17 protein-coding genes and 1 pseudogene are annotated in these 24,057 nt (G+C 41.7%); 10 read left to right on the top strand and 8 right to left on the bottom strand.

The window, feature by feature from the left end; translation table 11 throughout:
• Positions 1 to 419 precede the first annotated feature (419 nt).
• Positions 420 to 1,781, top strand: coding sequence for a 5-histidylcysteine sulfoxide synthase (ovoA, locus tag V7K30_RS17970; RefSeq protein WP_335001495.1), 1,362 nt, complete (start codon positions 420 to 422; stop codon positions 1,779 to 1,781).
• Positions 1,782 to 2,102: 321 nt separating this feature from the next.
• Here the strand turns inward: ovoA and V7K30_RS17965 are convergent, their stop codons facing one another.
• The gene (locus tag V7K30_RS17965) at positions 2,103 to 4,133 is read right to left on the bottom strand and encodes a S9 family peptidase (RefSeq protein ID WP_335001493.1); all 2,031 of its coding nucleotides are present in this window, start codon (positions 4,131 to 4,133) and stop codon (positions 2,103 to 2,105) included.
• Positions 4,134 to 4,605: 472 nt separating this feature from the next.
• Positions 4,606 to 5,601, bottom strand: a complete 996-nt coding sequence (ilvC, locus tag V7K30_RS17960; RefSeq protein WP_334833149.1) for a ketol-acid reductoisomerase — start codon at positions 5,599 to 5,601, stop codon at positions 4,606 to 4,608.
• Between the two features lie 485 nt (positions 5,602 to 6,086).
• Here ilvC and V7K30_RS17955 point away from each other — a divergent pair, with 485 nt between their 5' ends.
• Entirely contained in the window at positions 6,087 to 6,419 is a 333-nt protein-coding gene (locus V7K30_RS17955; protein WP_334833147.1) for a hypothetical protein, read from the top strand.
• An 89-nt stretch (positions 6,420 to 6,508) separates the two neighbouring features.
• Here the strand turns inward: V7K30_RS17955 and V7K30_RS17950 are convergent, their stop codons facing one another.
• Together V7K30_RS17950 and V7K30_RS17945 are read right to left on the bottom strand one after the other, a co-directional pair.
• Entirely contained in the window at positions 6,509 to 6,988 is a 480-nt protein-coding gene (locus V7K30_RS17950) for a tetratricopeptide repeat protein (protein ID WP_335001491.1), read from the bottom strand.
• The gene (locus V7K30_RS17945) at positions 6,954 to 7,589 is read right to left on the bottom strand and encodes a tetratricopeptide repeat protein (RefSeq protein ID WP_335001489.1); all 636 of its coding nucleotides are present in this window, start codon (positions 7,587 to 7,589) and stop codon (positions 6,954 to 6,956) included. The genes V7K30_RS17950 and V7K30_RS17945 overlap by 35 nt, the downstream gene beginning before the upstream one ends.
• Positions 7,590 to 8,072: 483 nt before the next feature.
• Between V7K30_RS17945 and V7K30_RS17940 the strand changes: the two genes are divergently transcribed.
• The 6 genes from V7K30_RS17940 to V7K30_RS17915 all read left to right on the top strand — a co-directional run bounded on the left by V7K30_RS17940 (position 8,073) and on the right by V7K30_RS17915 (position 14,304).
• On the top strand, positions 8,073 to 8,942 hold the full coding sequence (locus V7K30_RS17940; protein ID WP_322637349.1) for a DNA adenine methylase: 870 nt from the start codon (positions 8,073 to 8,075) through the stop codon (positions 8,940 to 8,942).
• The gene (locus V7K30_RS17935; protein ID WP_335001486.1) at positions 8,909 to 9,520 is read left to right on the top strand and encodes a hypothetical protein; all 612 of its coding nucleotides are present in this window, start codon (positions 8,909 to 8,911) and stop codon (positions 9,518 to 9,520) included. The genes V7K30_RS17940 and V7K30_RS17935 overlap by 34 nt, the downstream gene beginning before the upstream one ends.
• A gap of 123 nt (positions 9,521 to 9,643) precedes the next feature.
• Positions 9,644 to 10,042, top strand: coding sequence for a hypothetical protein (locus V7K30_RS17930; RefSeq protein ID WP_335001484.1), 399 nt, complete (start codon positions 9,644 to 9,646; stop codon positions 10,040 to 10,042).
• Positions 10,043 to 10,378: 336 nt separating this feature from the next.
• On the top strand, positions 10,379 to 11,305 hold the full coding sequence (locus V7K30_RS17925; RefSeq protein ID WP_335001482.1) for a DUF4349 domain-containing protein: 927 nt from the start codon (positions 10,379 to 10,381) through the stop codon (positions 11,303 to 11,305).
• A gap of 234 nt (positions 11,306 to 11,539) precedes the next feature.
• A complete protein-coding gene (locus tag V7K30_RS17920) occupies positions 11,540 to 12,901 on the top strand; it encodes an NAD(P)/FAD-dependent oxidoreductase (RefSeq protein WP_335001481.1) in 1,362 nt (453 codons plus the stop codon).
• Positions 12,902 to 13,068: 167 nt separating this feature from the next.
• A complete protein-coding gene (locus V7K30_RS17915; protein WP_335001479.1) occupies positions 13,069 to 14,304 on the top strand; it encodes an LL-diaminopimelate aminotransferase in 1,236 nt (411 codons plus the stop codon).
• A 153-nt stretch (positions 14,305 to 14,457) separates the two neighbouring features.
• Here V7K30_RS17915 and V7K30_RS17910 read toward each other — a convergent pair whose 3' ends face one another.
• Positions 14,458 to 15,312, bottom strand: coding sequence for a cyanophycinase (locus V7K30_RS17910; protein ID WP_335001477.1), 855 nt, complete (start codon positions 15,310 to 15,312; stop codon positions 14,458 to 14,460).
• 344 nt (positions 15,313 to 15,656) lie between these two features.
• The gene (locus V7K30_RS17905) at positions 15,657 to 15,860 is read right to left on the bottom strand and encodes a hypothetical protein (RefSeq protein WP_229483945.1); all 204 of its coding nucleotides are present in this window, start codon (positions 15,858 to 15,860) and stop codon (positions 15,657 to 15,659) included.
• 317 nt (positions 15,861 to 16,177) lie between these two features.
• Between V7K30_RS17905 and V7K30_RS17900 the strand changes: the two genes are divergently transcribed.
• Positions 16,178 to 18,115, top strand: a complete 1,938-nt coding sequence (locus V7K30_RS17900; protein ID WP_335001476.1) for an acetate--CoA ligase family protein — start codon at positions 16,178 to 16,180, stop codon at positions 18,113 to 18,115.
• Between the two features lie 609 nt (positions 18,116 to 18,724).
• On the opposite strand, the gene V7K30_RS17895 is transcribed toward V7K30_RS17900, so the two are convergent.
• Positions 18,725 to 20,365 carry a tetratricopeptide repeat protein gene (locus V7K30_RS17895; protein WP_335001474.1) on the bottom strand — a complete coding sequence of 547 codons (1,641 nt, stop codon included), beginning with the start codon at positions 20,363 to 20,365 and terminating at the stop codon, positions 18,725 to 18,727.
• Positions 20,366 to 20,574: 209 nt separating this feature from the next.
• On the opposite strand from V7K30_RS17895, the pseudogene V7K30_RS17890 reads away from it, so the two are divergent.
• Positions 20,575 to 21,033: pseudogene (locus V7K30_RS17890) on the top strand (endonuclease domain-containing protein).
• Between the two features lie 394 nt (positions 21,034 to 21,427).
• On the opposite strand, the gene V7K30_RS17885 reads toward V7K30_RS17890, so the two are convergent.
• Positions 21,428 to 23,731, bottom strand: a complete 2,304-nt coding sequence (locus tag V7K30_RS17885; protein WP_335001472.1) for a DUF3488 and transglutaminase-like domain-containing protein — start codon at positions 23,729 to 23,731, stop codon at positions 21,428 to 21,430.
• Positions 23,732 to 24,057: the final 326 nt, after the last annotated feature.

Here is a 24,057-nt window from a genome sequence, read left to right as displayed (position 1 = left end):
GATACTCAGATTTATTCTTTCCATAACCACTTCCCCTAAGGGGGATGGAAACTTAATTGACTATACTGTTTTTGCAATGAATTTAAATTCTTTCCATAACCACTTCCCCTAACGGGGATGAAAACACAAAATACTACTTCTTTCCAAACTGTATATATTCTTCCTTTCCATAACCACTTCCCCTAACGGGGATATCATCTGAAACTCAGTAAAGACAACTAATTGAACGCTAATTCATTATTTATATTATTCTGGCAATCCGTAGTTTAAGTATTTAAAAATACATTCTTTGTCTATTTACAAATTGAGCAAATTGCCCATTCGTGGCGACACAACAAAAAATGTGATCAAAAACACTTTTTCTTGTAATCAGTCATAATTTATGTAATTTGTGCAATTAATCTCCTGTCAAAAATATCATGGCTTTAGTTTCAACGATAAGTAAACTGACATCAACTCAAGTCCCTACACTCAATGATTGCAGTTCACAAAGCCTGCTCAAATACTTTGAAAATTCTTGGGAACTTGAAGAAACACTCATGAAAAGTTTGGTTGGGGAAGAAACTTTTTATCTTAACCCTGATCCTTTAAGAAACTGTCTAATTTTTTATCTTGGTCACTCAGCTGTTTTTTTCATTAACAAGTTAATTGGCGTTGGTTTAATCAAAGCTGGAATTAATTCCCAATACGAAACTCTATTTGAAATCGGAGTTGATCCACAAACACCGACGGAACTCGACGCAGCTATGCGAGGGATTAGCTGGCCTGATGTAGAAAAAGTTTGGCAATATCGAGACAAAGCACGAGAAGCGATCGCAAAGGTGATTCAAAATACTTCCCTGGATCTGCCGATTCATCAACAGCATCCCTTCTGGGCTTTGCTGATGGGAATAGAACATAGTCGCATTCACTTTGAAACCTCTTCGATGCTGGTGCGTCAATTGCCTATTGAGCGCCTAAAACGTCCCCAAGGCTGGAATTACGCACCTAGCAAGGGGAATACTCCCAACAATGAAATGCGCCGGGTTCCCGGTGGCGTGGTGAAACTAGGAAAACCCAAGGATGATCTTACCTATGGTTGGGATAGCGAATATGGCGATCGCACAGTAGAAGTGAAACCATTTTTAGCTAGTCAATATCTAATCACTAACGGAGAATATCTGCAATTTGTTCAAGCTGGTGGTTACAACAATCCAGACTACTGGAATGCTGAATCTTGGGATTGGAAGCAACTCTACAACGGACAATATCCCAAATTCTGGATACCCTTCCAGGATGGCTACCGTTATCGAGCCACATTCGACGAAATAGACTTACCCCTAGACTGGCCTGTAGAAGTCAATTACTACGAAGCGATCGCATTTTGTCGCTCTCAAGGCTCAGAAATCCGCTTGATGAGTGAGGCCGAATGGAATCAAGCCTTACTTACCTCTGAGGATAACCACTTCTCAAGTAATTATAATCTCAACTTACAATTCATTTCTCCCAGCCCAGTGGGAATGTTCAAACCAGCTAATAGTGCTTGTGGGCTTTATGATCTTAGAGGAAACGTCTGGGAATGGTTGGGGGACACTTTCAACGCCCTACCCGGATTTCAACCTCATCCGCTTTACGAAGACCAAGCAGCACCCTTTTTTGATGGCAAACATCAGATGATGCTCGGCGGTTCTTGGGCTACTAATGGTTCAATGGCATTACCAACCTATCGCAATTGGTTTCGTCCCTACTTTTATCAACACGCTGGTTTTAGAATTGCTCAAGATTTGAAAGCTGTGTCATGAAATGAATATAGGAATCCGATTTGATTGCGTGAAAAAATCTAAGTATATGTAGGGGAGCCAGTGCGTTGCTTTGGTTCCCAGAGTTGTAGCAACTGGCGTTGTGTTATCGCCGAGAGTACGGCACCTAAAATCCGAATTGGTGCGTTACGCCAAAGGCTAACGCACCCTACGTGTATTTCAAAAATCAAATATGATTCCTATATATTGAATATAGCGATCGCAAAATAAACTCAAGACATTTAACTTCTCACCCCTAGCTTGACCTTTGATAAATACCTCTGCTTTTTCTTTTCCAGAAGAACACTGAATTCTTCTTCAAGACTATTTTCCACTGGTTGCGGTTGAGGGGATCAAGTATTTATCATACCAAGCTAAATAACGCTCTAGGACATCACGTTGATAACTCGGTTTGCTGATTCCGTGGGACTGTCCGGGATAAACTACTAACTGAGTATCAATTCCGAGACTTTTCAGGGCTTGATACATCTGTTCAGAGTTTAGCAGTGGTACAGAACCATCCTTGTCACCTCCCAGAAATATTGTCGGTGTCACAATTCGGTCAGCGTGAAGAAATGGGAAAGAAATTCGCAGCCATGTATTAAGGTTCTTCCACGGTACGCCTAACTCCTGTTCGTAGTCATAAATATACTCATCTGTACCATAGGTCGCCAGAATATTTGATTCACTAGCCCCACTAACTGCGGCTTTAAAGCGAGTATCTTGAGCAATAGTATAGTTGGTTAACATCCCCCCATAACTCCACCCACCAATTCCTAAACGCGATGGCGAAGCAATTCCGCTAGCGATCGCATAATCAGCACCGGCAATAATATCTTGAGCGTCTTTGTTTCCCCAGTCTGCATAAATCGCTTTGGAGAAGGCTTCACCTCTTCCTGAACTCCCGCGTGGGTTAACACCGACAACCACATAGCCTTTGGCCGCAAACAGTTGCCAATTAAACATAAACTGATTTGTGAACTGCCCCACAGGTCCGCCGTGCAGCATCAGCAGTGTCGGGTATTTCTTCCCTGACTGAAAGTTAGGTGGCTTGACGAGAAAACCGTGAATTTCTGTTCCATCCTTACTATTAAAGGTGATTTCATTTGTAGTTGCTAAATTTAGTTGAGCTAGCAACTGATCATTTTGGTGCGACAATGGACGTAAATCTTTACCTTTGAAGGCGAAGACTTCACTTGGTTGTTGTGGCGTTGAAGAAAGTAAAGCGATTTTGTCATCGCGTCCTAAATCAAAGTTACTAATATTTCGCCTTCCTGCTAACAATCGCTCAATTTTGCCACCAGCTACGGGTATCTTTGCAAGGTGAACGTTGCCATCGTCTTCGATTAAAAACAGTATTGATTTCCCATCTTTTGTAAAATGCGGTTTGACAACATTGCGATCAAGGCTGGAAGTCAGTAGACGCGGAGTGCCGCCAAGGGCAGGAATCACCGCTAGATGGTAAACCGCGTATTCAATGAGTTTGGGTGAACCTCCTTGAAGATAGGCAATTGACTTCCCATCTGGACTCCAAGCTGGACGGCTACCCCAATCAGGATCGCTATCAGGCCCAGAAAAAGTGGTTAGCTGGCGGGCTTTTGCTCCAGGTTGGGCAGCGATGACATAAAGATCCCAATTATTGTTGCGATCGCTATTTTCACCGCGTTTGCTCACAAAAGCAATATTTTTGCTATCACTTGACCAAGCAGGTAAAGACTCATTAAATGAACCTGGGGTGAGAATCTCTGTTTTGCGAGTTGCTAAGTCCAATACATAAAGATGTTCTCGACTTTTATCGATAAAACCGACACCATCTTCTTGGAAGTGAAACAGATCGATAACAATCGGTGGTGGGGTTTTGCCATTAAAGGGAGTTTCTGGGGCTGGTTCAGAGGCAATTACGGCTAGTCGTTTACTGTCACCAGACCAGACAAAATCGCTAACATCACCAGCAAAGTCGGATATTTTTTCGGCTTCACCACCTGCTAGGTTGAGCAACCAAATTTGCTGTTTTCCAGATTCACGGCTGGAGATGAAAGCTAGATACTTCCCATCTGGGCTGAACCGAGGGTTATATTCACCATCTTTACCGTTAGTTAAATGTAACGTTCGGGAAGCATCCCAAGAAGTCATGTAAATATGTTTATCTTGTGTATCATTTTTCAAATCGGTATTAGTTACCGTGTAAGCAATCCAGTCTCCAGTGGGAGAAAGTTGGGGATCGCTAATTTGGCGAAAGGCAAACTTATCCTCAAGCGTCAGTAGGCGTTTTTCTTGAGCTTGAGCCGAAATATTTATACCAAGTGTCATCGCTAAAACAGCACTTATTAAAGCGATTTTTTTTAGCTTTTTCATAACTATAGCAATCCTAATCATTCCTGAGAGAGAAAATCGCTGAAAGGCATGAAAATACGTACTTTTAATCTCCGTATTTTCTCACGTTTCAATTCGGATTGCTATAGATATCTTGAAGGAGGCAGCTATGCTGAAGGAATAATTGGATGGGGATTCAGACGCTCCTGATATGTTAAGCAATTTTAGGGGTTTAAGTTGCATAGCAACTACTAAGGAATCATAATTAAATAACATACAATTTATGTCCCTGGCTTACCTCACCCTCAATCCCTCTTCTTATAAAGGAGAGGGAAGCTAGAGATAGGATAAAGTTTTGCATTTTATTTAATCCACGTTCCTAAGCAGAGCGTTTGGTGTCGGAGTCTAAATCTCCGTCACCAAACGTAATTGCAAATTGCGAATTGGTTTAATATAGCCGCGACTTCAGTTGTTCGGCTCCTCCACAGAACTTAGTCGGGTACTTTTCTTTTGGTTAAGCTTTTTTCAACCAGCTAAACATAGCGCGTAAATCTTTGCCGACTTCCTCAATTTTGTGTTCAGCTTCTTTGCGACGCAAGGCGGTAAATCCTGGTTTACCAGCTTGGTTTTCCAGAACAAATTCCCGTGCAAATTGCCCAGATTGAATTTCGCTGAGAATCTTTTGCATTTCAGCTTTGGTTTGTTCGGTAACAATTCGCGGGCCACGGGTATAATCGCCATATTCAGCAGTGTTAGAAATGCTGTCGCGCATTTTGGCTAAACCACCTTCCACAACCAAGTCAACAATCAGCTTGACTTCATGCAGACATTCAAAGTAAGCCAATTCTGGTTGATAACCAGCTTCTACCAAAGTTTCAAATCCGGCTTTGATTAAAGCACTCAAACCACCGCACAATACCGCCTGTTCGCCAAATAAATCGGTTTCGGTTTCTTCGCGGAAAGTAGTTTCGAGAACACCAGCGCGGCTACCACCGATACCTTTAGCGTATGCCATCGCGCGATCGCGTGCCTGACCACTGGCATCCTGATAAACTGCAAATAGCGCTGGTACACCTTCACCCTGTTCATAAGTCCGCCGTACTATATGTCCCGGCCCTTTGGGTGCTATCATCACCACATCTACGTTATCTGGTGGTACAATTTGCCCAAAGTGAATATTGAAACCGTGGGCAAAGGCTAAGACATTCCCTTCTTCTAAATTGGGTTCAATCTCGTTTTTGTAAATCGTTTTTTGGACTTCATCAGGTAACAAAATCATGATGAAGTCAGCAGCATTGGCAGCATCTGCAACATTCTTCACAGTTAACCCAGCAGCTTCAGCTTTTGCTACTGACTTACTACCCGGATATAGTCCCACAATCACATTCAAACCACTATCTTTGAGATTGAGAGCGTGGGCATGACCTTGGGAACCATAGCCGATAATAGCAATAGTTTTTCCAGCCAAAAGGTCTAAATTGGCATCTTCGTCATAGTACATCCGGGCCATAGAAGCATCTCCTGTCAGCAAGCATCATCAATTGGCAGACTTTTGATTGTACCTCAAATTGAGTAACCACAGATTAACTGTCAACCATTGAATTTATCCGTTTGAACTCAGGAGGAGTGTTTACGACGGCAATAATCGCCTAACTTTTTTATCTCAAGCAAGTAAAGTTACTCAGTTTCAGTAGATCGAAAAGTTTTGCGCTGCCTTCTATACGAGACGCACTCGCGTTCGGGGGGCGTAGCGATCGCCAAAGAATAGTAGCCTATGATACACTTTTGTTTAAGCATAAAAAATTTGATCGTTTTTGATAATTTATAACCCACCTTCGGCACTCTAATGTAGTAAAAGTTTTCAGCAGCCAATGCTGAGTAACTTCCTTGCTCGGTTGTGGTTCCTTGCTTTTACGTTTTTTAGAACTAATGTACTAAATACGTAATTATTTATGTATAATCATATATTCCTAAAAAATTAATGTCTAAGGAGTTATGGTGACTTACTCTGCTGTAAATGGGAAAATTTACAATCCCCATAATCTACAAATTCTCGACCACGAAGAAATGCAATATTTGCCATGCTTTCAAGCATTAGCTAATATATTTAATTCTCAAAATTACGAGATTTGTATTAAAAAAGAAGATTATGGCAGGATGCTTTTTGTTGGTGTGTTAAACAAAAATTCTCTCGTTGCTGTAAAGATTTATCTGGTGTATGCTTGTGTACCAATTGATGACCCCATAAATGTGAATGTGCTTCAAGCTGCAATTAATCACTTTCAATCAGGAGTTAGAGAAGATTTAGTAGTAAATCGTCGTGTTTGACTAAGTAATAGTTAAAGTAAAACCCATAATCACTCAAGGATGATAGGGGTTTATCTTAATACCTCAGAAAACTTGAGTTTTGAAAAAATCTAAATTTCTAACTCTCTAATATTATTTAATATTCTTTGATAATCCTCCACATTCCCCTGCTTTAAAGAAATATTAGCGGCTAGTTTTAAATCTTGAATACCACCTTCTAAATCGCCAATTTTAATTCTAATAAAACCTTGTTTTTCATGAGCTTCTTTATGAAAAGCATCAATTTTAATTGCAGCACTGTAATTCTCCAGCGCTTTATTATAATAACTGCCCAATTCATAAATATATCCTCTATAGAAATAAGAAGATACATGCAAAGGATTAATTTCAATACATTTATTAAATTTAATTATCGCTTCTTTAAATTGGTTTTGATACATTTTGACCACACCTATACCATAATAAGCACCATAATAGTTTGGATTTAATTGTAAAGTTCGATTAAAATCTTCAATTGCTAGCACATAATTTCCCATAGCACCATACGCCAGACCTCTATTGCAAAAAGCATCTTCTATTGCAAAAAGCATCTATATAGTTAGGGTATAATTCAATAGCAAGATTAAAATTTACAATTGCTTCTGAATATATTTTAGTGTATAAATAAAATAAAGCTTTTCCATAATAAGCTGAAGGGAGTTTTGGCTCTAGCAAAAGTGCTTGCTGAAAATATTGAATAGCATTTTTGTAATTTCCCATACTTAGGAAACTCAATCCTCTTTTTGAATATATAAATGCTGTATTTGGATTAATATTTATTGATTGATTATAGTCTTCGATAGCCCCTTGATAATCTCTTATTTCTGTGCGAGAAATTCCTCTTTTAAAATAGGCTGCTGCCAAATTTGGGTTAATACGTAAAGCCTGTGTATAGTCCTGAATTGCAGATTTCTCCTGCCTTAAATTATCTAGGATTAGACCACGTAAACAGTAAGCATCAGCATTATTAGGATTGATACTTAAAATCTGGTTGCAATCTTCAATCGCTCCTTTATAATCATGTTGTTGGCTCTTAGTACCAGCACGATTTAGGAGGAACTCCACAGATATACCTTTCACTACGCTTTTAGCTATATCCTTTAATAACCAATCCATTTCAAAAAATCCAATTGTTAAGTAGTAACCTTTCACTTACGTTTAGTATTCCCTCTTTTTTGAACTGAATACCACCTGTATCTATACACACTAGGACAATACTCAAGCGCTCACGATTGCTTTCATCCCGTTACCGTTACCTGGACTTTGTTCAATGGCTTTTGGTTGCTTGCCTACTTGGTAGCTTGAGAATGTGAGCGTACCACCTCCGAAGTCAAGAATATGGAACTCACTGCAATTATCTGGAATAAGTTTATTAGCTTCTAGAGATGCTCCGTTCTACTCCGGCTGGTATAAAACTCAGACAGGATAGGCTTTTACAGACTATTTTCCCGGAAATTACACGTATCTAATACTGTTGGCGATCGCCTTACCGAAAAAGAATGATAGATTATTCTCTGAAAAAATAATGTAAGTATTTTTGTTTGTTTATACTTTATTTCTCAACACTATATAATAAATTGCGTTTTACCCTTATCCTTGGTTTCGGGTAAAGCAATCCCTTTGAGGTTGGCTTTCATGGCAAAGAAAATTGCATTTGGTTGGTATGGCGGCAAGTACAGTCATTTAGACTGGCTTTTACCCTTGTTGTCAAAAACGACCCACTACTGCGAACCCTTTGGCGGTTCAGCAGCCGTGTTGTTGAACCGGGAGCCTTCGCCTGTGGAAACCTACAATGATATTGATGGCCAGGTAGTCAACTTCTTTCGCGTGCTACGTGACCAAAAAGACCAACTCATCGAGGCGATTGGGTTAACCCCATTTTCGCGTGAAGAATTTCGGATTGCTATTACCAAAGAAGAAGAGAGTTTGTCAGACCTGGAAAGGGCTAGACGATTTTTCGTCCGGGCGCGACAAGTGAGAACAGGCTTGGCACAAACCGCCAGTGTTGGACGATGGGCGCACTGCAAACTTACTAGCCGCGCTGGAATGGCTGGTGCAGTTTCCCGGTGGCTTGGTAGTGTTGAGGATCTGCCCGAAATCGTGCAACGGTTGCTACGCGTGCAAATTGAGAACGACCGAGCAATTGATATTATTCGACGGTACGATAGTCCAGAAACATTATTTTACTGTGACCCTCCCTACCCGCACGATTCCCGTGGGGATAGCAAGGCTTACGCTTATGAAATGACCGACGACCAGCATCGGCAACTAGCGGATGTTTTGCGTTCAGTCAAAGGTAAAGTTGCCCTTTCAGGCTATGATTGTTCGTTGATGCAGGAACTGTACGGTGACTGGAACTGCATTAAAGCGCCCGTGAAGCATTGCCATTCAATCAAGCAGTTACGGCAAGAAGTACTTTGGCTCAATTATGACCCTCAAGCCTCCACACTTACTGTTGAAGAAATCGCTCCATGTCCACAACCCCAGCAGCTATCCTTGATGTAGCTTTACAAAAAGCCGAAGCATCGATAGTCCAACCGATTGTCACCAACCCTAGCATTGCCGAAAAAATTGACTATGTATCGCGCTATGTAGGCAATCGTGCTGTAGTTCGTTTGTTACTGGCCTGCTCTTTGGCAGCCGTTCACCTTGGGAATGTTGATATCCGCAAGCCTTACACAGAAATAGGCACACCAGATGCTTACTCTGGCCGCTACTACGATGAAAGTTACATCACAGCATTCATTAACAAGCACGAGTTGCCCTGTAATCCCACTACCGCGTTCCTCACCCCTGCCCTGCGGAACCGTAACACCACCTTAACCCCAGCAGTCAATCTGGTAGGACGACCGCCCAAACTCTACGAAGCCGCCCTGCAATTACTTGATGATGTTCATGAAGGCAGAATAACTGCTGAGGAACTGCTAGCCCAAACTATTCGCTGTCTAATTATTGCTCGGAACGAGAAGGGGCAGCGCATGGAAACACTACTAGCTGACTTGAAGAAGTCGGAAGACGCAATACCTTTGTCAGCAGAGGAAATTGTCACACTCTTGAAACAGCATTTGGCTTGCCGAGGTTAAAGCCGCCTTCCTGTACTAATTGTTGCTGCTGCCTATCAAGTAGCAGAACAATATATTGGGGAGCGTTTTTTACCTCTAGAATCCCACAATGCAGCAGACGAGCAGACAGGTGCTCTGGGAGATTTGGAAATTACTCTAGTTGATGATGAGAAGGTGATTACCAGCTATGAAATGAAGACCCGACGTGTCACCCTAGCAGATATTGACCGTGCGTTGCAAAAAATCAACAGCACAGGCAAGCGGGTTGACAACTATATTTTTATCACGACGGATGCGATCGAAGAAGGTGTTCAGGAATATGCCTCAAGTATGTACGACCGTACAGATGGTATAGAAATTGTGGTTTTGGATTGTATCAGCTTTGTACGTCACTTTCTGCATTTGTTCCATCGATTGCGATCGCAATTTTTGTCAGCCTACCAACAGCTAGTGCTAACAGAACCAGACAGTGCCGTTAGCCAACCTCTAAAAGAAGCTTTTTTAGCATTGAGACAGGCTGCTGAAAGTGCCAGGGAATTTTGACCGACAAGATACCGTAGGGGATTCTGAATTGGTATAAAGGCAGATTTGCAAGCAGCGATCGCAGATCCAACTTGTTTTCAAAATCAAACAATTTCAAAAATATCAACTACCAGAAAGCAATTTTACGACCCTACTGGCAAACAGACTTGTTGCAGATATTTTTTTAAATAATCGTCTAATGACTTGCTAATAATCTTTTTGAGATATCTTATCAAGATGAATTTTCATTCTCTGTAAATAAAAATGACAAACCCTGTTACATAAATCGCAACAATCCAGGCTTTGAGTTTTCCTTCAGTAATACTGGGTTTAACTTCATCCATCTGGGGGTAGATTATGTACGCTTCGATTAAATTACCGCGCACATCTGCTTTATTTGTGAGTGCGTTATTAGGAGGGGTGATTTTCACCAGTTGCGCCGCTTCCCATCAGTCAGCAAATCAGGCTTTACCTCAAGTTGCAGCCGATGGCGCGGCAAATAAAGCAATGGCACCTGCTAGTGAAAGCAGTATTTCCCAAAAGACGGAAGCTGCGCCAATAGCCCGTTCTCGTCCCCAACTCATTAAGAAGGCAGCAATGTCTTTGACTGTCAACTCTGTAGATAAGACTATTGATGCTGTTTCGCAAATTATCAATAAACAGCAAGGGGATTTGATCGGGTTGCAAGAACAACAACCCAAAAACGACAATCGGCGTTACACAGCAACAATCCAATTGCGGATACCAGAGAATCTGCTGGAACCTACCTTAGAACAACTAGCTAAATTGGGCACTGTCGAGAGTCGTAATATCACGGCAGAAGATGTGGGCGATCGCCTGGTGGATTTCCAAGCTAGATTAACCAATTTGAAGAAAACTGAAGTCAATTTGCAAAAAATTATGGATCGGGCGGGTTCTATTAGAGATGTGCTTAGTGTTGCCCAAGAATTGAGTAATGTCCGACAAACAATAGAACAAATTAATGCCCAACTGAAAAGCCTACAAAATCAAGTTGCATATTCCACTATTACGCTGAACCTAGAAGCAGCAGTTTCTAGCACCAGTCCACAACCTGCCTTTGGTTTGCAAGTTCAGGAAACTTGGAACAACTCCACCCACTCTTTGAGTGCATTTTCCGTTGGCTTACTCAAGCTAGGTATTTGGTTAATTGTTTACAGTCCCTATTTGTTAATTTTTGCTGCTCTTGTCTATGGTTTTACTCGTTGGCGGCGAACTCATTCACCACGTTTGATACAAACACCAGAATCAACTAGTTCTGAGTGAACTTGCGTAAATACTACATCTGCCTTTGATAAATTTACATAAGTATAGAGCGATTCCAACATTCCAAGTCCTTATTGTCTGTGCCTTCATCTTGAAAAGTTCTGTTTTTCCTGTAGTTTTGATTACTTTAATCTTCAATCAAATGTAAAAAACAATACAAAATATATGATGACAAGTTTGATACAAATTTGTTAAGAATAGTTACAATAGTCGGCATACTGGATAATATTTCTTATGGTAAATTCACTTGACAATAATCCACCCCATCAAGTAGTTATTGTTGGCGGTGGTTTTGGTGGACTTTATGCGGCAAAAACACTCGCCAAGGCGGCGGTAAGCGTTACTCTGATTGATAAACGTAACTTTCATCTATTTCAACCTCTGCTATACCAAGTTGCCACAGGTGCGCTATCTCCTGCGGATATTTCCTCACCGTTGCGTTCTGTACTCAGCAAGAGCAAGAATACGAAAGTGTTGCTGGGAGAGGTGAATAATATTGATCCAGAAGCACAAAAAGTGATTGTGGGCGACGAAGCAATACCTTACGATACGTTAATTGTCGCCACAGGAGCCAAGCATTCCTACTTTGGTAAAGATAACTGGGAAGAATTCGCCCCAGGTTTGAAAACTGTAGAAGATGCCATAGAAATGCGTCGCCGGATTTTTACGGCCTTTGAAGCCGCAGAAAAAGAAACTGATCCAGAAAAACGCCGTGCCTGGTTAACTTTTGTAATTATCGGTGGTGGCCCAACTGGTGTAGAATTGGCGGGCGCGATCGCAGAATTGGCAAACCAAACTCTCAAAGAAGATTTCCGCAACATCGATACATCGGAAGCCAAGATTTTGCTATTAGAAGGGCTGGATCGCATTCTGCCACCCTTTGCACCAGAATTATCACAAGAAGCCGAAGCATCCCTGACGCGGTTGGGGGTGATTGTCCAGACAAAAACACTGGTAACGAATATTGAAAATGATCTTGTTACCCTCAAACAAGGCGATGAAGTCAGCGAGATTGCCTCAAAAACAGTATTATGGGCAGCAGGTGTAAAAGCTTCAGCAATGGGAAAAGTGCTAGCAGAACACACAGGTGCTGAATGCGATCGCGCTGGACGGATTATCGTCGAACCTGACTTGAGTATTAAGGGACATCCCAATATTTTTGTAATAGGCGACTTAGCAAATTTTTCTCATCAAAATGGGAAACCGCTACCTGGGGTTGCACCTGTAGCGAAGCAACAAGGAGAATATGTAGCAGAACTAGTCCAGCATCGGCTTGCAGGTAACAGTTTGCCACCCTTTGCTTATGTTGATCACGGTAGTTTAGCGATGATTGGGCACAACTCTGCTGTGGTAGATTTGGGTTTTATCAAGCTGAAAGGTTTCTTTGCATGGCTGTTTTGGCTGTTGATTCACATCTACTTCTTAATTGAATTTGACAACAAATTAGTAGTGATGATTAAGTGGGCTTGGAACTATTTCACCCGTAATCGCGGCGCAAGATTGATTACAGGACAAGAATCCTCACCCACTCAGGAATTGGCGATCGCAACAGTTATTACAACATCAGAAAATAGTAAACAGGCGGTAAATATCTAATTGGGCATTGGGCATTGAGGAAAGAATTCTTATAACTCCTAACTCCTGTACAGACGCGATTAATCGGCGTCTCTACTCCTAACTCCTGTACAGACGCGATTAATCGCGTCTCCCCGCCCTCATAAATTAGCAGTAAGCTGTTTGAGGGCGTTTTTCATAATCTAAACATGGCAACTATTAACGACAACTACCTGAAACTGAAAGCGGGTTATCTGTTTCCAGAAATTGCTCGGCGGGTGAATGCCTTTGCGGAAGCGAATCCTGATGCTAATGTTATCCGGTTGGGGATTGGCGATGTTACTGAACCTCTGCCGGAGGCTTGCCGGACAGCTATGATTAAAGCTGTGGAAGAAATGGGCGATCGCAACACCTTCAAAGGCTACGGCCCAGAACAAGGCTACGCTTGGTTGCGGGAGAAAATTGCTACTCACGATTTCCAAGCACGGGGAGCCGCGATCGATGCCTCAGAAATCTTTATCTCCGATGGTTCCAAATGCGACACGGGCAACATTCTGGAAATCTTTGGACATGACAACATCATTGCCGTTACTGACCCCGTTTATCCCGTATATGTAGACACTAACGTTATGGTGGGAAATACGGGAGATACTAACGACAAAGGCGAATTTGAAGGCTTAGTTTATCTGCCAATTACGGCTGATAACAACTTCACCGCCGAGATTCCCTCAAAGAAAGTCGATTTAATTTATCTCTGCTTTCCCAATAACCCGACTGGCGCAACTGCTACCAAGGAATATCTCAAAGCATGGGTGGACTATGCCAAAGCTAATAACTCGATTATTTTCTTTGATGCAGCCTACGAAGCTTATATTACCGATCCATCGATTCCCCACTCAATTTATGAAATTGAAGGTGCAAGAGAAGTTGCGATCGAATTTCGGTCTTTTTCCAAGAATGCAGGTTTTACGGGAATCCGTTGCGCGTTAACCGTTGTACCGAAGACACTCACAGCAAAAGCCGCCGATGGTTCCAATGTAGAACTGTGGAAACTGTGGAATCGTCGCCAGTCCACCAAATTCAATGGTGTTTCTTACATCGTCCAACGGGGAGCCGAAGCGGTTTACTCTGAAGAAGGACAGGCACAAATCAAGGAATTAGTTAGTTTTTATTTAGAAAACGCCAAAATTATCCGCGAGAAACTCACAGCCGCCGGATTATCAGTTTATGGTGGCGTGAATGCACCTTACGTTTGGGTGAAAACTCCTAATGGTTTATCCAGTTGGGAATTCTTTGATAAGCTGCTGCAAACTGTCAACGTTGTCGGCACACCTGGTTCTGGCTTTGGTGCTGCGGGTGAAGGTTACTTCCGCATATCAGCGTTTAACAGTCGAGAGAATGTGGAAGAGGCGATGAAGCGGATTACTGAGAAGTTTAAAGTGTAAGGCGATCGCTTTTAGCCGCTTTTGTTAAACTCATTCTATTAGTCTAAAGGTTACGGTGGGCTGTATTATCCACCGCAACCTAATAGGTAATTATTGAGATTCAGCTTACTTGTATTTTGGTTATGACTGCTGCTTAAACACACCTACTAAAAATTAGGTGCTAATTGAACCAACAGGTACAGAGAGATTTGCCACAGAGCCATTATTTAGGATAGGCTGGCGGGTTTTTAAGTCAAATTTGAAACCATGTGGCAAAATATGAAGCTTTGCGCCGCAAATCGCCAAAGCCTCATCTTTCAAAATTTCGCCCATATTGTTATATGTAGCTTCTGATTCATCAACAATTGTGACAGCGCCTTGGCCAATAACTTCAACTTGGTTATCTGTCACTACCATAGCGGTATTCTCATCAATACCGAATCCCAAAACAGCAGGTTCTAGTATTAAAGCTGAGATTAAGCGTCCCAAGCGTCCACGCTGGGAAAAATGCTGGTCAATTACCACCCCTGGTAAAAAGCCTAGACCGGGGCCCATTTCGACAGTTTCAATCCGAGGATGTGTTTGCGAATCACCTTCCACTATCATTTTATCTGGCATCACAGCAGCACCCGCGCTTGTGCCGGCGATAACTATACCTTCAGAGAACCGTTTGTGAATCGCCGCATCAATTTCGGTATCCTTGAGGATGCTGGTAATGCGAGCTTGGTCTCCCCCAGTAAAAAATACCCCAGTTGCTTTATTAATTGCTTCCAATGCGGTAGATGAAGATGCATCTTCGCGGGTTTCTGTATCAATAATGCGAACATTCTCGGCTCCCAGCCGCTCAAAAACTCTAATATAATTTTCTCCCACTTCTCTTGGTAATTCTGTCGCCGCCGTGATAATTACAATGTACGCCTTGGTACCCCCAGCGCGTCGCACAAAGTCCCGCAGAATTAGGCAATCTCCGTCCTTGTCTTCAGCTCCCCCAATAATTACCAACTGCCGTTTGGGATTACTTTCCACCATGATGCCCCCTGATTTGAGTTAATAAATTTTACTAAACCATGACAATTCCACCTATCAAATCATCCTTTTGGTAGATTGCTTGATAGTAGGTAGTATTAATATTTGCGATCGCAAGCAGTTACACCAAGAGATTTTTCAAAAAAATTACATAAATAAAAATAACTATCCTCACTAAAATGAATTTTTGTTGACTTAATAAAACCCACAACAGCAACTGCCTCTAAAGATATTTTATAGAGGCATTATTGACTATCTTACTAATTGCCGATTAGAAATTTATCGTGTAATTGTAAGTAATTGGTATTAACTCTAGCTGGGTGCAATTAGATATCTAATGGCAAGTCTTAATGAATGCGACTTCTGTAAAGCAAGTTAGTTAAGAAAAAACGTGCTTGTTCTAGTGGGAGATGCCTGGGTTTGCCTTGGTAGACAATTTGATACTCATTCATGTCTGGCCCATCACCATGCCCAGAGATCAGCTTTTGGTGAAATGCCTCCTCAGCAAGTTCTCGAATCTCATCTCTTAGAGCAGCTTGTGTGCTATTCATACTTTGCTGTCTATTTCAATACCGCACGTTTATTTATACAAATTATTGGTTGAGTGTTGCACCTTTCAAAGGTTATATCTTTAACTAGTCATGAGGATGAATTGACTGTTCTTTATTCTTAGCTGAGGAAGGGGGGTTTAATTATGCCTTGAGATAGTTGAAAATGCTTACTAATAGGGTTACGGTAGGTTCTGATTAGATCAATGGCTTTGCCATCACTCTTCAAAATTAATGTGAATCAATCTACAATTAATAAGCCTGAGTAACCATAACTCAGCATCTAAATTTCAGGGTGTTTAGCCAAAGGTTCGTAATCAATGGTTCTACAAAAAAGCAGTGATTTAGTCCGCATTAATGCTAGAAGAACGGATGTATTCGATATTTTCAACTTCAAGCATTATATTGGGCCCAACCTCTATTTAGATACAGGGGCGCTAGTATTTGACTTTGCTCTAGTTGACTCTAGAGAGCCTTTGCCCATTGAAGATTATATTGCAAGGATTGGCACAGACGTACAGCGGCTTGTCGAGAGACATCGCTATCCACACCTGGGCGGCCAAACTTACGAATCCCATGCCCATCTATTTGCCCAAGTTGTGTCCGAAGTCGGAAAGTTGGACATGGATTTGCACCTTAATCATTGGAGTGTCAAACCATATCCAGATTTCGTGCGGATTAGTGTCCAATCGCTACATGAACGCACAACTAGAGAGGTGGTTTATTTTGTTTGGGATTGGTTTGAAACCATTACCCAAGACAAAGACTTTATCTTTGATGAGCAGCTAGTGAGGCTGCAAAATAGATTCCGCGCATCTGTCTATGGTGGCCCCACGGTTTACGCTCTATTGCGAACAGCCTACGAAAAAGGTATTCCTGCCTTTTATTTGTGGGAAGAAGGTTTGATGCAATACGGCTTGGGAAAAAAACATGTCCGGGGGGTAGCAACAACATTTAACTGTGATAGTCATCTAGATTCGGAGTTTACCACCCGCAAAGATGACTGCAAGGCATTTTTAAAAACCTTGGGTTTCCCAGTACCTGAAGGTGATATCGTCTTTTCCGAAAAGGATGCTTTGGCCGCAGCCAGACAAATTGGCTACCCAGTGGCAGTTAAGCCAGTGGTAGGGCACAAAGGAATTGGCGTCACGGCTGATGTGCAAGACTCAAAAGAACTGCTATCTGCTTATAATAGAGCACTGGCAGCGATTCCCGAAGATCAGCTAACGCGAATAATTGTTGAGAAAAGCATCTCAGGATCAGATTTTCGCTTGTTGTGTGTCAATGGTCGATTCGTCGCCGCCACAGAACGCCGCCCAGCCTCAGTTGTTGGTGATGGGTATTTAACGCTTGCAGAGTTAATCCGCCAAGAGAACCGCAAACCTGCACGTTTAGACTCACCCACCTCGCCGATGAGTAAAATTCAGATAGATGAAGCGATGGAACTCTATCTAGACGAACAACGCTTATCATTAGACAGCGTGATTGAGAAGGAACGCACTGTTTACCTGCGTAAAGTCGCCAATCTTTCAGCCGGAGGTATAAGCATCGATGCAAGCCAGACAGTTCATGCTGACAATATTATTTTGGCGCAAGATATTGCCCAACACTTCCAGCTGACTTGCCTTGGTATTGATGTCATGACCAAAAGTCTCTCAGAATCTTGGAAATCAAGTAACTTCGCCATCTTGGAAATCAACGCTGCACCAGGCGTTTTAATGCATCTAAAACCTTCTGTTGGTGAAAGCGTTGATGTGCCTTCCCATATCTTAGAAACCTTTTTTGAGTCAGGTACGGATGCTAGGATACCGATTATTACCTTTAATAAAATCTCAGTTGAAGAACTGCAAGCAACGATTGACCATATCCTTTTGCAACATCCTAACTGGACAATAGGCGCTATTTGTCGTGATGCAGTTTTTGTGAATCGCTCGAAAAAAGTATTAAGCAAAAATTACAACAGCAACGTCCAAACTTTGCTGCGTCATCCAAAACTTGATTTGCTGATTGCCGAGTATGCGGAAGACATCCTAGATGAAGAGGGCATGTTTTACCGCAGTAGTAATATCGTAGTTTTGGATAATCCCACCGAAACTGAGATGATGCTAGCGCGGGATGTCTTCGATAGTTCTACTGTGGTAATTAAAAAAGGCAACGATATTTCTATTCGTCGCAAAGGGTTGATTGAAGATTATACTTTGGCTGAAGATGAACCATTTACACAGGTTTATTTGAAAGAAGCTGGAACGATTTTGTAAGCTAAGTAAAAAAGTCTAATTTATCACTCACCTGGGCGACTAGAAGTCGCGACTATACAGACAAAACCCACCTCCGTGGGTTTAAAACCCTTGGTTTTCTCTTATATCATGTCCGCTTGATTACTTATTAAACCCGAAGAACCCCACCCTGCCAAAGTTATGCTTCGTCTCCCCTCCGGAAGAGCGGGGAGGGGATTGAGGGGTGGAGTGCAATGACTATGGGAATCATAACTAATTAGGCGGACATGATATTAGTCCACGTTCGCGTAGCGTTCCGCAGGAAAGGTGGACTTCTCTGCGAGATACTACGCGTAGCTTGCTTCCCCGTAGGGGTACGTTTGTGTAGTAGGGAATTCTATTCGCCCAATACTTTTCAAACATCCTCTTAGCTCGACTTTATCCAAAAATTAAGAACTTGGTTTTCTTGATACGGCAAAACCCTAGCTTTTTGGCAAAAACTTTTTCCATGTCACGGATTATCGGTGAAATCAAAAAAGTAAAACTACCGTCCCACAAAGCTTTCAGTATCAGCTTGAGCATTGCCAAAAAATGGATAAAGTCGAGCTTAGACTGAAAATAAATTGCTAGTTATCTGAATTTATCGATTTTCTAAAACTTTAAAATATCTAATGATTCTTCTATTTCTAAATCTAATATTATTTCTCGTGTATCTTTGAGTGCTTCTAGCTTACCTTCTTGACGATAGATGTCTGCCGCTTTTTGAAAATCTTCAATTGCTCCCTGTTTATCTGCTATTTCTAAACGGATATTACCACGATTGTAATAAGCATCTGCATAATTTAAATTAATCTGAATTGCTTGAGTATAATCTTCAATTGCTCCTTCCAAATCTCCTAAGTCAGAACGAGCATTACCACGGTTGTAATAAGCATCTACATAATTAGGATTAATCTGGATTGCTTGAGTATAATCTTCAATTGCTCCTTCCAAATCCCCTAAATCTGAACGAGCATTACCACGTTTTTTATAAGCTATGGCATCTTTAGGATTAATCTTGATTGCTTGGGGAAATGCCGGTTGAGAGCCTAATAAATAACGAGCAATTCCACGGTTTTTATAAGCATCAGCATAATGGGGGTTAATTTTTATAGCCTGGGTATAATCCTCGATCGCACCCTGATTATCTCCTACATGAGAACGAGCTTCAGCCCGGTTTTTATAAGCCACGGCAACATTAGGATTAATTCTAATAGCCTGGGTATAATCATTAATTGCTTCTTCTAATCGCCCCAGTTGAGACAGAGCTAAACCTCGTTTATTGTAAGATTTAGCATCATGGAGATTCATCTGAATTGCCTGAGAATAATCTGCGATCGCAGCTTCATAATCTCCTACTTGATAGTGAGCCAAACCTCGTTTATAATATAAATCAACATCACTAGATTTAACTTTTAAAGCTTGATTATAATTGGTAATTGCATTCGGATATTCTCCTTTCTCAAAACATTCATCACCCAATCTTACATAAAATATATTTAAATCTTCATTACGATATTGTAAATAGTTCTCTAATTCAGCAGGTTTAAAAGAATATTTTATCAATTGATTATTAGTTGGCTTAGATGGAATTTCCTGTTTCGGAAGATATTGGTAAATTGGTGGTTGTTGCTTATAAGAATTATTCATCGAAGATTGTAACTGTTCTAGATAGCACCATAAACCACCACCATACAGTAATTGTTCTATCCCAAATGAAATTTTACCAGTTTTCAACTTAATCATCCGGGTTGGGAGAAACCCAGCTAAAAAAAGGTGATACTCAGATTGTGCTTCACTCACATCTTCTTGAATCAAAATGCAAACTACAACTGCATTTTTTTCCACCTCTTCAGAACTAATTGACCATTTAACTCTATCAATACTACCATGACGAGATTTAACCTCAATACCAATAGATGGGTCAGTAGTCAAGGTAAAATCTATATTGCCATCGCCGCCGAATCGCTTTTCATAATCGACTTCGGTAATAAAATCAGCTAAACGTTCTTTGACAACTTCCTCACCCAACTTCCCTTTGAGATAGCTAATAAAAACGTCACGGACTGGCGAAACACGCTTATATTTCTCAGCCATCAGCCAGCAAAATTCCCGTAATGCCTTTAACCTTTCTCCAGAGATTATAGTTAATTCACTATATTGACCTTCTGTTTCACAATGAAGCAGACAACCAGATGTTAACCTTTTAATAAAATCAGACTGTAGCGATCGCAGTAGTGTAATCCAGTCCATTTATGTTTCTGCGAATCTTTTGATGAGATTATTCTATTAAAATATCCATTCGGCGTAAACCTTTTAATTAGCTTGGCAAGATTTATATCAGTTTTTTAAGTGCGGCCATATCTGATTATGCCAGAGTTTTGACTGCTAGGGAGGTTGTAAGAGTGTGATCGCTGGGAATATTACATGAAATATTAATTATCTAACCACCAATCGCGCAAATGACCCAAAATCACAACCCCAACCCAAAGCCTCTCACCAACTCCAGTCCCCCCTCATCGCTTGCGGGGAGGGGGTTAGGGGGTGGGGTTGCAGGATACCCTTGGCAAACCCCACACGAACTTTGGAAAAAACTTAAGCCATTGGTGCGACAAATGCGGTGTGAACCAACTACAGCAGAAAAGTTACTTTGGCAGAAGTTGAGAGACAAGCAACTTTTGGGTTTCAAGTTCCGCCGTCAGTAAACAATTGACCGTTTTATCGTCGATTTTTACTGTGGTGAAGCGCGGTTAGTGGTGGAAGTGGATGGCGAAATTCATGACTATACCCAACAAGAAGATGCGATCCGTCAAGAATTTTTGGAGAGTTTGGGGTTGCAGGTTGTGCGATTTAGAAATGAGGATGTTCTGGAGAGGATGGAGGGGGTGTTGCAGGATATTGCTACTTGGTTGCAGAGATAGAACCCCACCCCCAACCCCCTCCCCGCAAGCGATGAGGGGGCTAATTATGTGGTTTTTGGTGGTGTGTGCGATCGCTTTACGTCATAATTTGACAATTATTTTACAGGATAGTGATTTTGAGCGCGTGAGACAACTAAGGGAGTTGTCTTGCGGATCTTGGCTGTAAGTTGAGTCTGGTGGCGGGAGTGCGATCGCATCTTGGAGATGGATGATCATTTAATTCCGAGACTACAATTGGTTTCTTAGAATATCTTCAATCATTACGTCCTCAAGCTAAAATTTTAATTATTTGGGACGGTGCTAGTTTCAAATCATTTGTATAATTGCGCCTAAATAAATGAATCTTATCTTAAAAGAGATCACCTGAAAACTTTGCCTTCTGTTGGGATTTTAATTACTTACCAGCCTTTTTCAAACCTTGCCATCTTTGTCGCAATCGCTGCAAGTTAGGAGGATGACCACCATAACGCCAACTAACATAGGCTTGGCTAATCTCATCTATTACCTCAGCAGTTGCTGGGGCATGATGCTGGTACGATCCTCTGGCATACTCTAAGGGTGTTTGTGCTGGATGTTTGCCTAAACCTTTTTGGGTTGTCCATTGCAGCATTTGTTGATAAAGGCTTTCCATTGCTGGCAATTTCTTTAACCATCGGCGGTTGCGCCACTCTCGCCACTGTCCCCAACCCAGCCAACCGAAGAAAGCTGCTGTAATTACCAAAATTAAGCCAGTCAATACGCCAAACCAACCTTGAGAGAATAAAGCTAAAAACCAAGCGATCGCTCTAATTACCCACCTAAATATTGTCTCAAATACATTATTCAACAAACCTGTCACCGGAGATGGTAGCCATCCAGCAACCCAATGCCACAATTGGCGCAAGACACTAAAAGTCTGAGTGTCTTCTACTGATGGAGGTATAAGGGGATGATTGGGAATCGGGTCAAAGGCAAACCAGCCATATTTCGGAAAATATACTTCCGTCATCGCATAAGCGTCAGTATTACGGACAACATATAGCCCTGTAAATGGATTAAATTCTCCTGGACTAAACCCTGCTACCAACCGCGCTGGGATGCCAATGGAACGTAGCATTACCGTCAGAACTGTTGAGAAGTGGTCTGGATAACCGCCTTTATATTTGAATAAAAAAGATTCTACTAAGTCATCTTTTTCTCCCAAATAAGGCAAATCTAAGGGATTTTGGGGAAGAGAGTAATGTTGCTTTAGGTATTGAGCTAGGTAGAGAGTCTGTTCATAGGGAGAATCTAGGCTTTTAGAAGACTTTGATACCCCTTCTCGATTGTAGTTAGCGAGAATTTCTTCGGTACGCTGCCGGACTTTTTCGGCAATTTCGGGAGGAATTTGCAGATAATGCTTCTTAATCTGTTTTGGATAATTAGTAGAAGCTGCACCTAACAAAGTGCGATCGCGGTATGGTACTGCGGAAATGACTGTGTAGGTGAGTCCTTCTGATAATTCTACAGGCGATCGCAATCCGTCTTCTTGATCAACAGCGATCAATGGTGTGGGAAAGTAAACTTCCTTGGGATAAGCCATCGCTGGAATTAGGTTAGGCAAATCCGCCACCACTGTATAAGTTTGCACTACCTCTTGGGTTTTACCAAGGATCACAGATGGGTAAAGAAAAATTTGGTAAGACCAAGGCGATCGCCTCATGGTCATAACATCTTCATTCCGGGAAATCTCCCATCCCTTACCTGTATAGTGGTCAAATCCTAGTACTCGCCAAAAACCCTCAGCTTGCGATCGCACCCGCATCACAACTTTAGGTTTCATCTCGCCCCGCAAGTTTTGGTTAATTTGGCTATTAAAACCGTAATAAAAGTTATTATCTAGTGTTCCTGGTTCACCAGTTCGGTTTTGTCCCGTACCACCGCTACCACTGCCTTGATTATTACCTTTACCTTGGCGGACATAACCGGGATTAATGATACTACGTCCTGTGAAACTGCCTTTTACTTGAATAGCAGAACTTACAGGAAAATTCCGTAACTGATAGCCAGGGAATCTGGGTAAAACAGCAAATATTGCCAGTCCCAGACCGACAATTAGCAAAAAAGTCAGAATTAAAAATTTAAAATTAAGAGTTGAGGAATTCTTCTGATTGAATTCTTTCTTTTGAGTTTTTAATGGCTGCAAACCCAAGCGTGAGCGATAATCTAATACTAAAGTTGGCAGAGCGATCGCTAAAAATAATAGCAACACAGGTGCAAATGCTAAAGTCTGACTTAGGGTTGCCGCCACACCCAATAAAATCAGTCCTATGACAATCGAATAGCCCAAATTTTTCCGACGGGGTGTATCAAAGCTATGCAGCACCTGGAGTTGAATTAATAACTCCGCCAAACCCAACCGCGTATCATTCAACTCTCCCACTAATCGCCCAAAGAAAGCACCCAATGCTACTAACATTCCGATAGCGATGCAGAATTTAACTGCAACATTAGCATCGCGACGACGATAGTAACTCCAAATCGCACCCACTCCACTCAGGGGTAACGCCCAAAAACTGAATGAAGTTTCGGCGGCGATATCCGTCGCCACAATGCCCAAAATAACCAACGCTAGCACCAGCACCCGCAAGGAAATTGAATCTTCCACTTCTGTCAAAGGCGATCGCTGTAAATTTTGCCGCCAGAAATTACCTACAGGGACACGCCAAAACCGATTCATCCTGGATAAGTTGAGCATTTCGAGTCTAAATATAGATGCCACGGAAACAATGCTGAGGACGAAACTCTTCGCCCTACTTTAAAGTATTCCCGTTACAGGAAGCTTTCTTATCCTGCCTTCATGCATCTATCAAGGTTTAGCGCCTATTTTACAACTTAAAGCCCTTGTGGGAGTTTGAAAAGCCTGTTGTCAACCTTTGCTTCCCTTCTTCTGTCGTGGGGGTTTCATTGGTGTCAACTTAACCTGAAATCGGCGGTTAGAAACCCAATACAGTTCAGTTAAGCCCAAAATGCTTGGTAGAGACGCGAGATTGTACTTCGTCTCTA

Origin of the sequence: Nostoc sp. (genome assembly GCF_036917655.1) — a bacterium.
In the GTDB taxonomy this organism is placed as follows: domain Bacteria; phylum Cyanobacteriota; class Cyanobacteriia; order Cyanobacteriales; family Nostocaceae; genus Nostoc.
Note: the sequence above shows the minus strand (reverse complement) of the source record. Positions and strands in the feature narration are given on the sequence as shown.

Bases quoted from the DNA above. Each gene is read 5' to 3' on its own strand.
- ovoA (WP_335001495.1), top strand. From the start codon at position 420: ATGGCTTTAGTTTCAACGATAAGTAAACTGACATCAACTCAAGTCCCT.
- V7K30_RS17965 (WP_335001493.1), bottom strand. From the start codon at position 4,133: ATGAAAAAGCTAAAAAAAATCGCTTTAATAAGTGCTGTTTTAGCGATG.
- ilvC (WP_334833149.1), bottom strand. From the start codon at position 5,601: ATGGCCCGGATGTACTATGACGAAGATGCCAATTTAGACCTTTTGGCT.
- V7K30_RS17955 (WP_334833147.1), top strand. From the start codon at position 6,087: ATGGTGACTTACTCTGCTGTAAATGGGAAAATTTACAATCCCCATAAT.
- V7K30_RS17950 (WP_335001491.1), bottom strand. From the start codon at position 6,988: ATGCTTTTTGCAATAGAAGATGCTTTTTGCAATAGAGGTCTGGCGTAT.
- V7K30_RS17940 (WP_322637349.1), top strand. From the start codon at position 8,073: ATGGCAAAGAAAATTGCATTTGGTTGGTATGGCGGCAAGTACAGTCAT.
- V7K30_RS17935 (WP_335001486.1), top strand. From the start codon at position 8,909: ATGTCCACAACCCCAGCAGCTATCCTTGATGTAGCTTTACAAAAAGCC.
- V7K30_RS17925 (WP_335001482.1), top strand. From the start codon at position 10,379: ATGTACGCTTCGATTAAATTACCGCGCACATCTGCTTTATTTGTGAGT.
- V7K30_RS17920 (WP_335001481.1), top strand. From the start codon at position 11,540: ATGGTAAATTCACTTGACAATAATCCACCCCATCAAGTAGTTATTGTT.
- V7K30_RS17915 (WP_335001479.1), top strand. From the start codon at position 13,069: ATGGCAACTATTAACGACAACTACCTGAAACTGAAAGCGGGTTATCTG.
- V7K30_RS17910 (WP_335001477.1), bottom strand. From the start codon at position 15,312: ATGGTGGAAAGTAATCCCAAACGGCAGTTGGTAATTATTGGGGGAGCT.
- V7K30_RS17905 (WP_229483945.1), bottom strand. From the start codon at position 15,860: ATGAATAGCACACAAGCTGCTCTAAGAGATGAGATTCGAGAACTTGCT.
- V7K30_RS17900 (WP_335001476.1), top strand. From the start codon at position 16,178: ATGGTTCTACAAAAAAGCAGTGATTTAGTCCGCATTAATGCTAGAAGA.
- V7K30_RS17895 (WP_335001474.1), bottom strand. From the start codon at position 20,365: ATGGACTGGATTACACTACTGCGATCGCTACAGTCTGATTTTATTAAA.
- V7K30_RS17885 (WP_335001472.1), bottom strand. From the start codon at position 23,731: ATGAATCGGTTTTGGCGTGTCCCTGTAGGTAATTTCTGGCGGCAAAAT.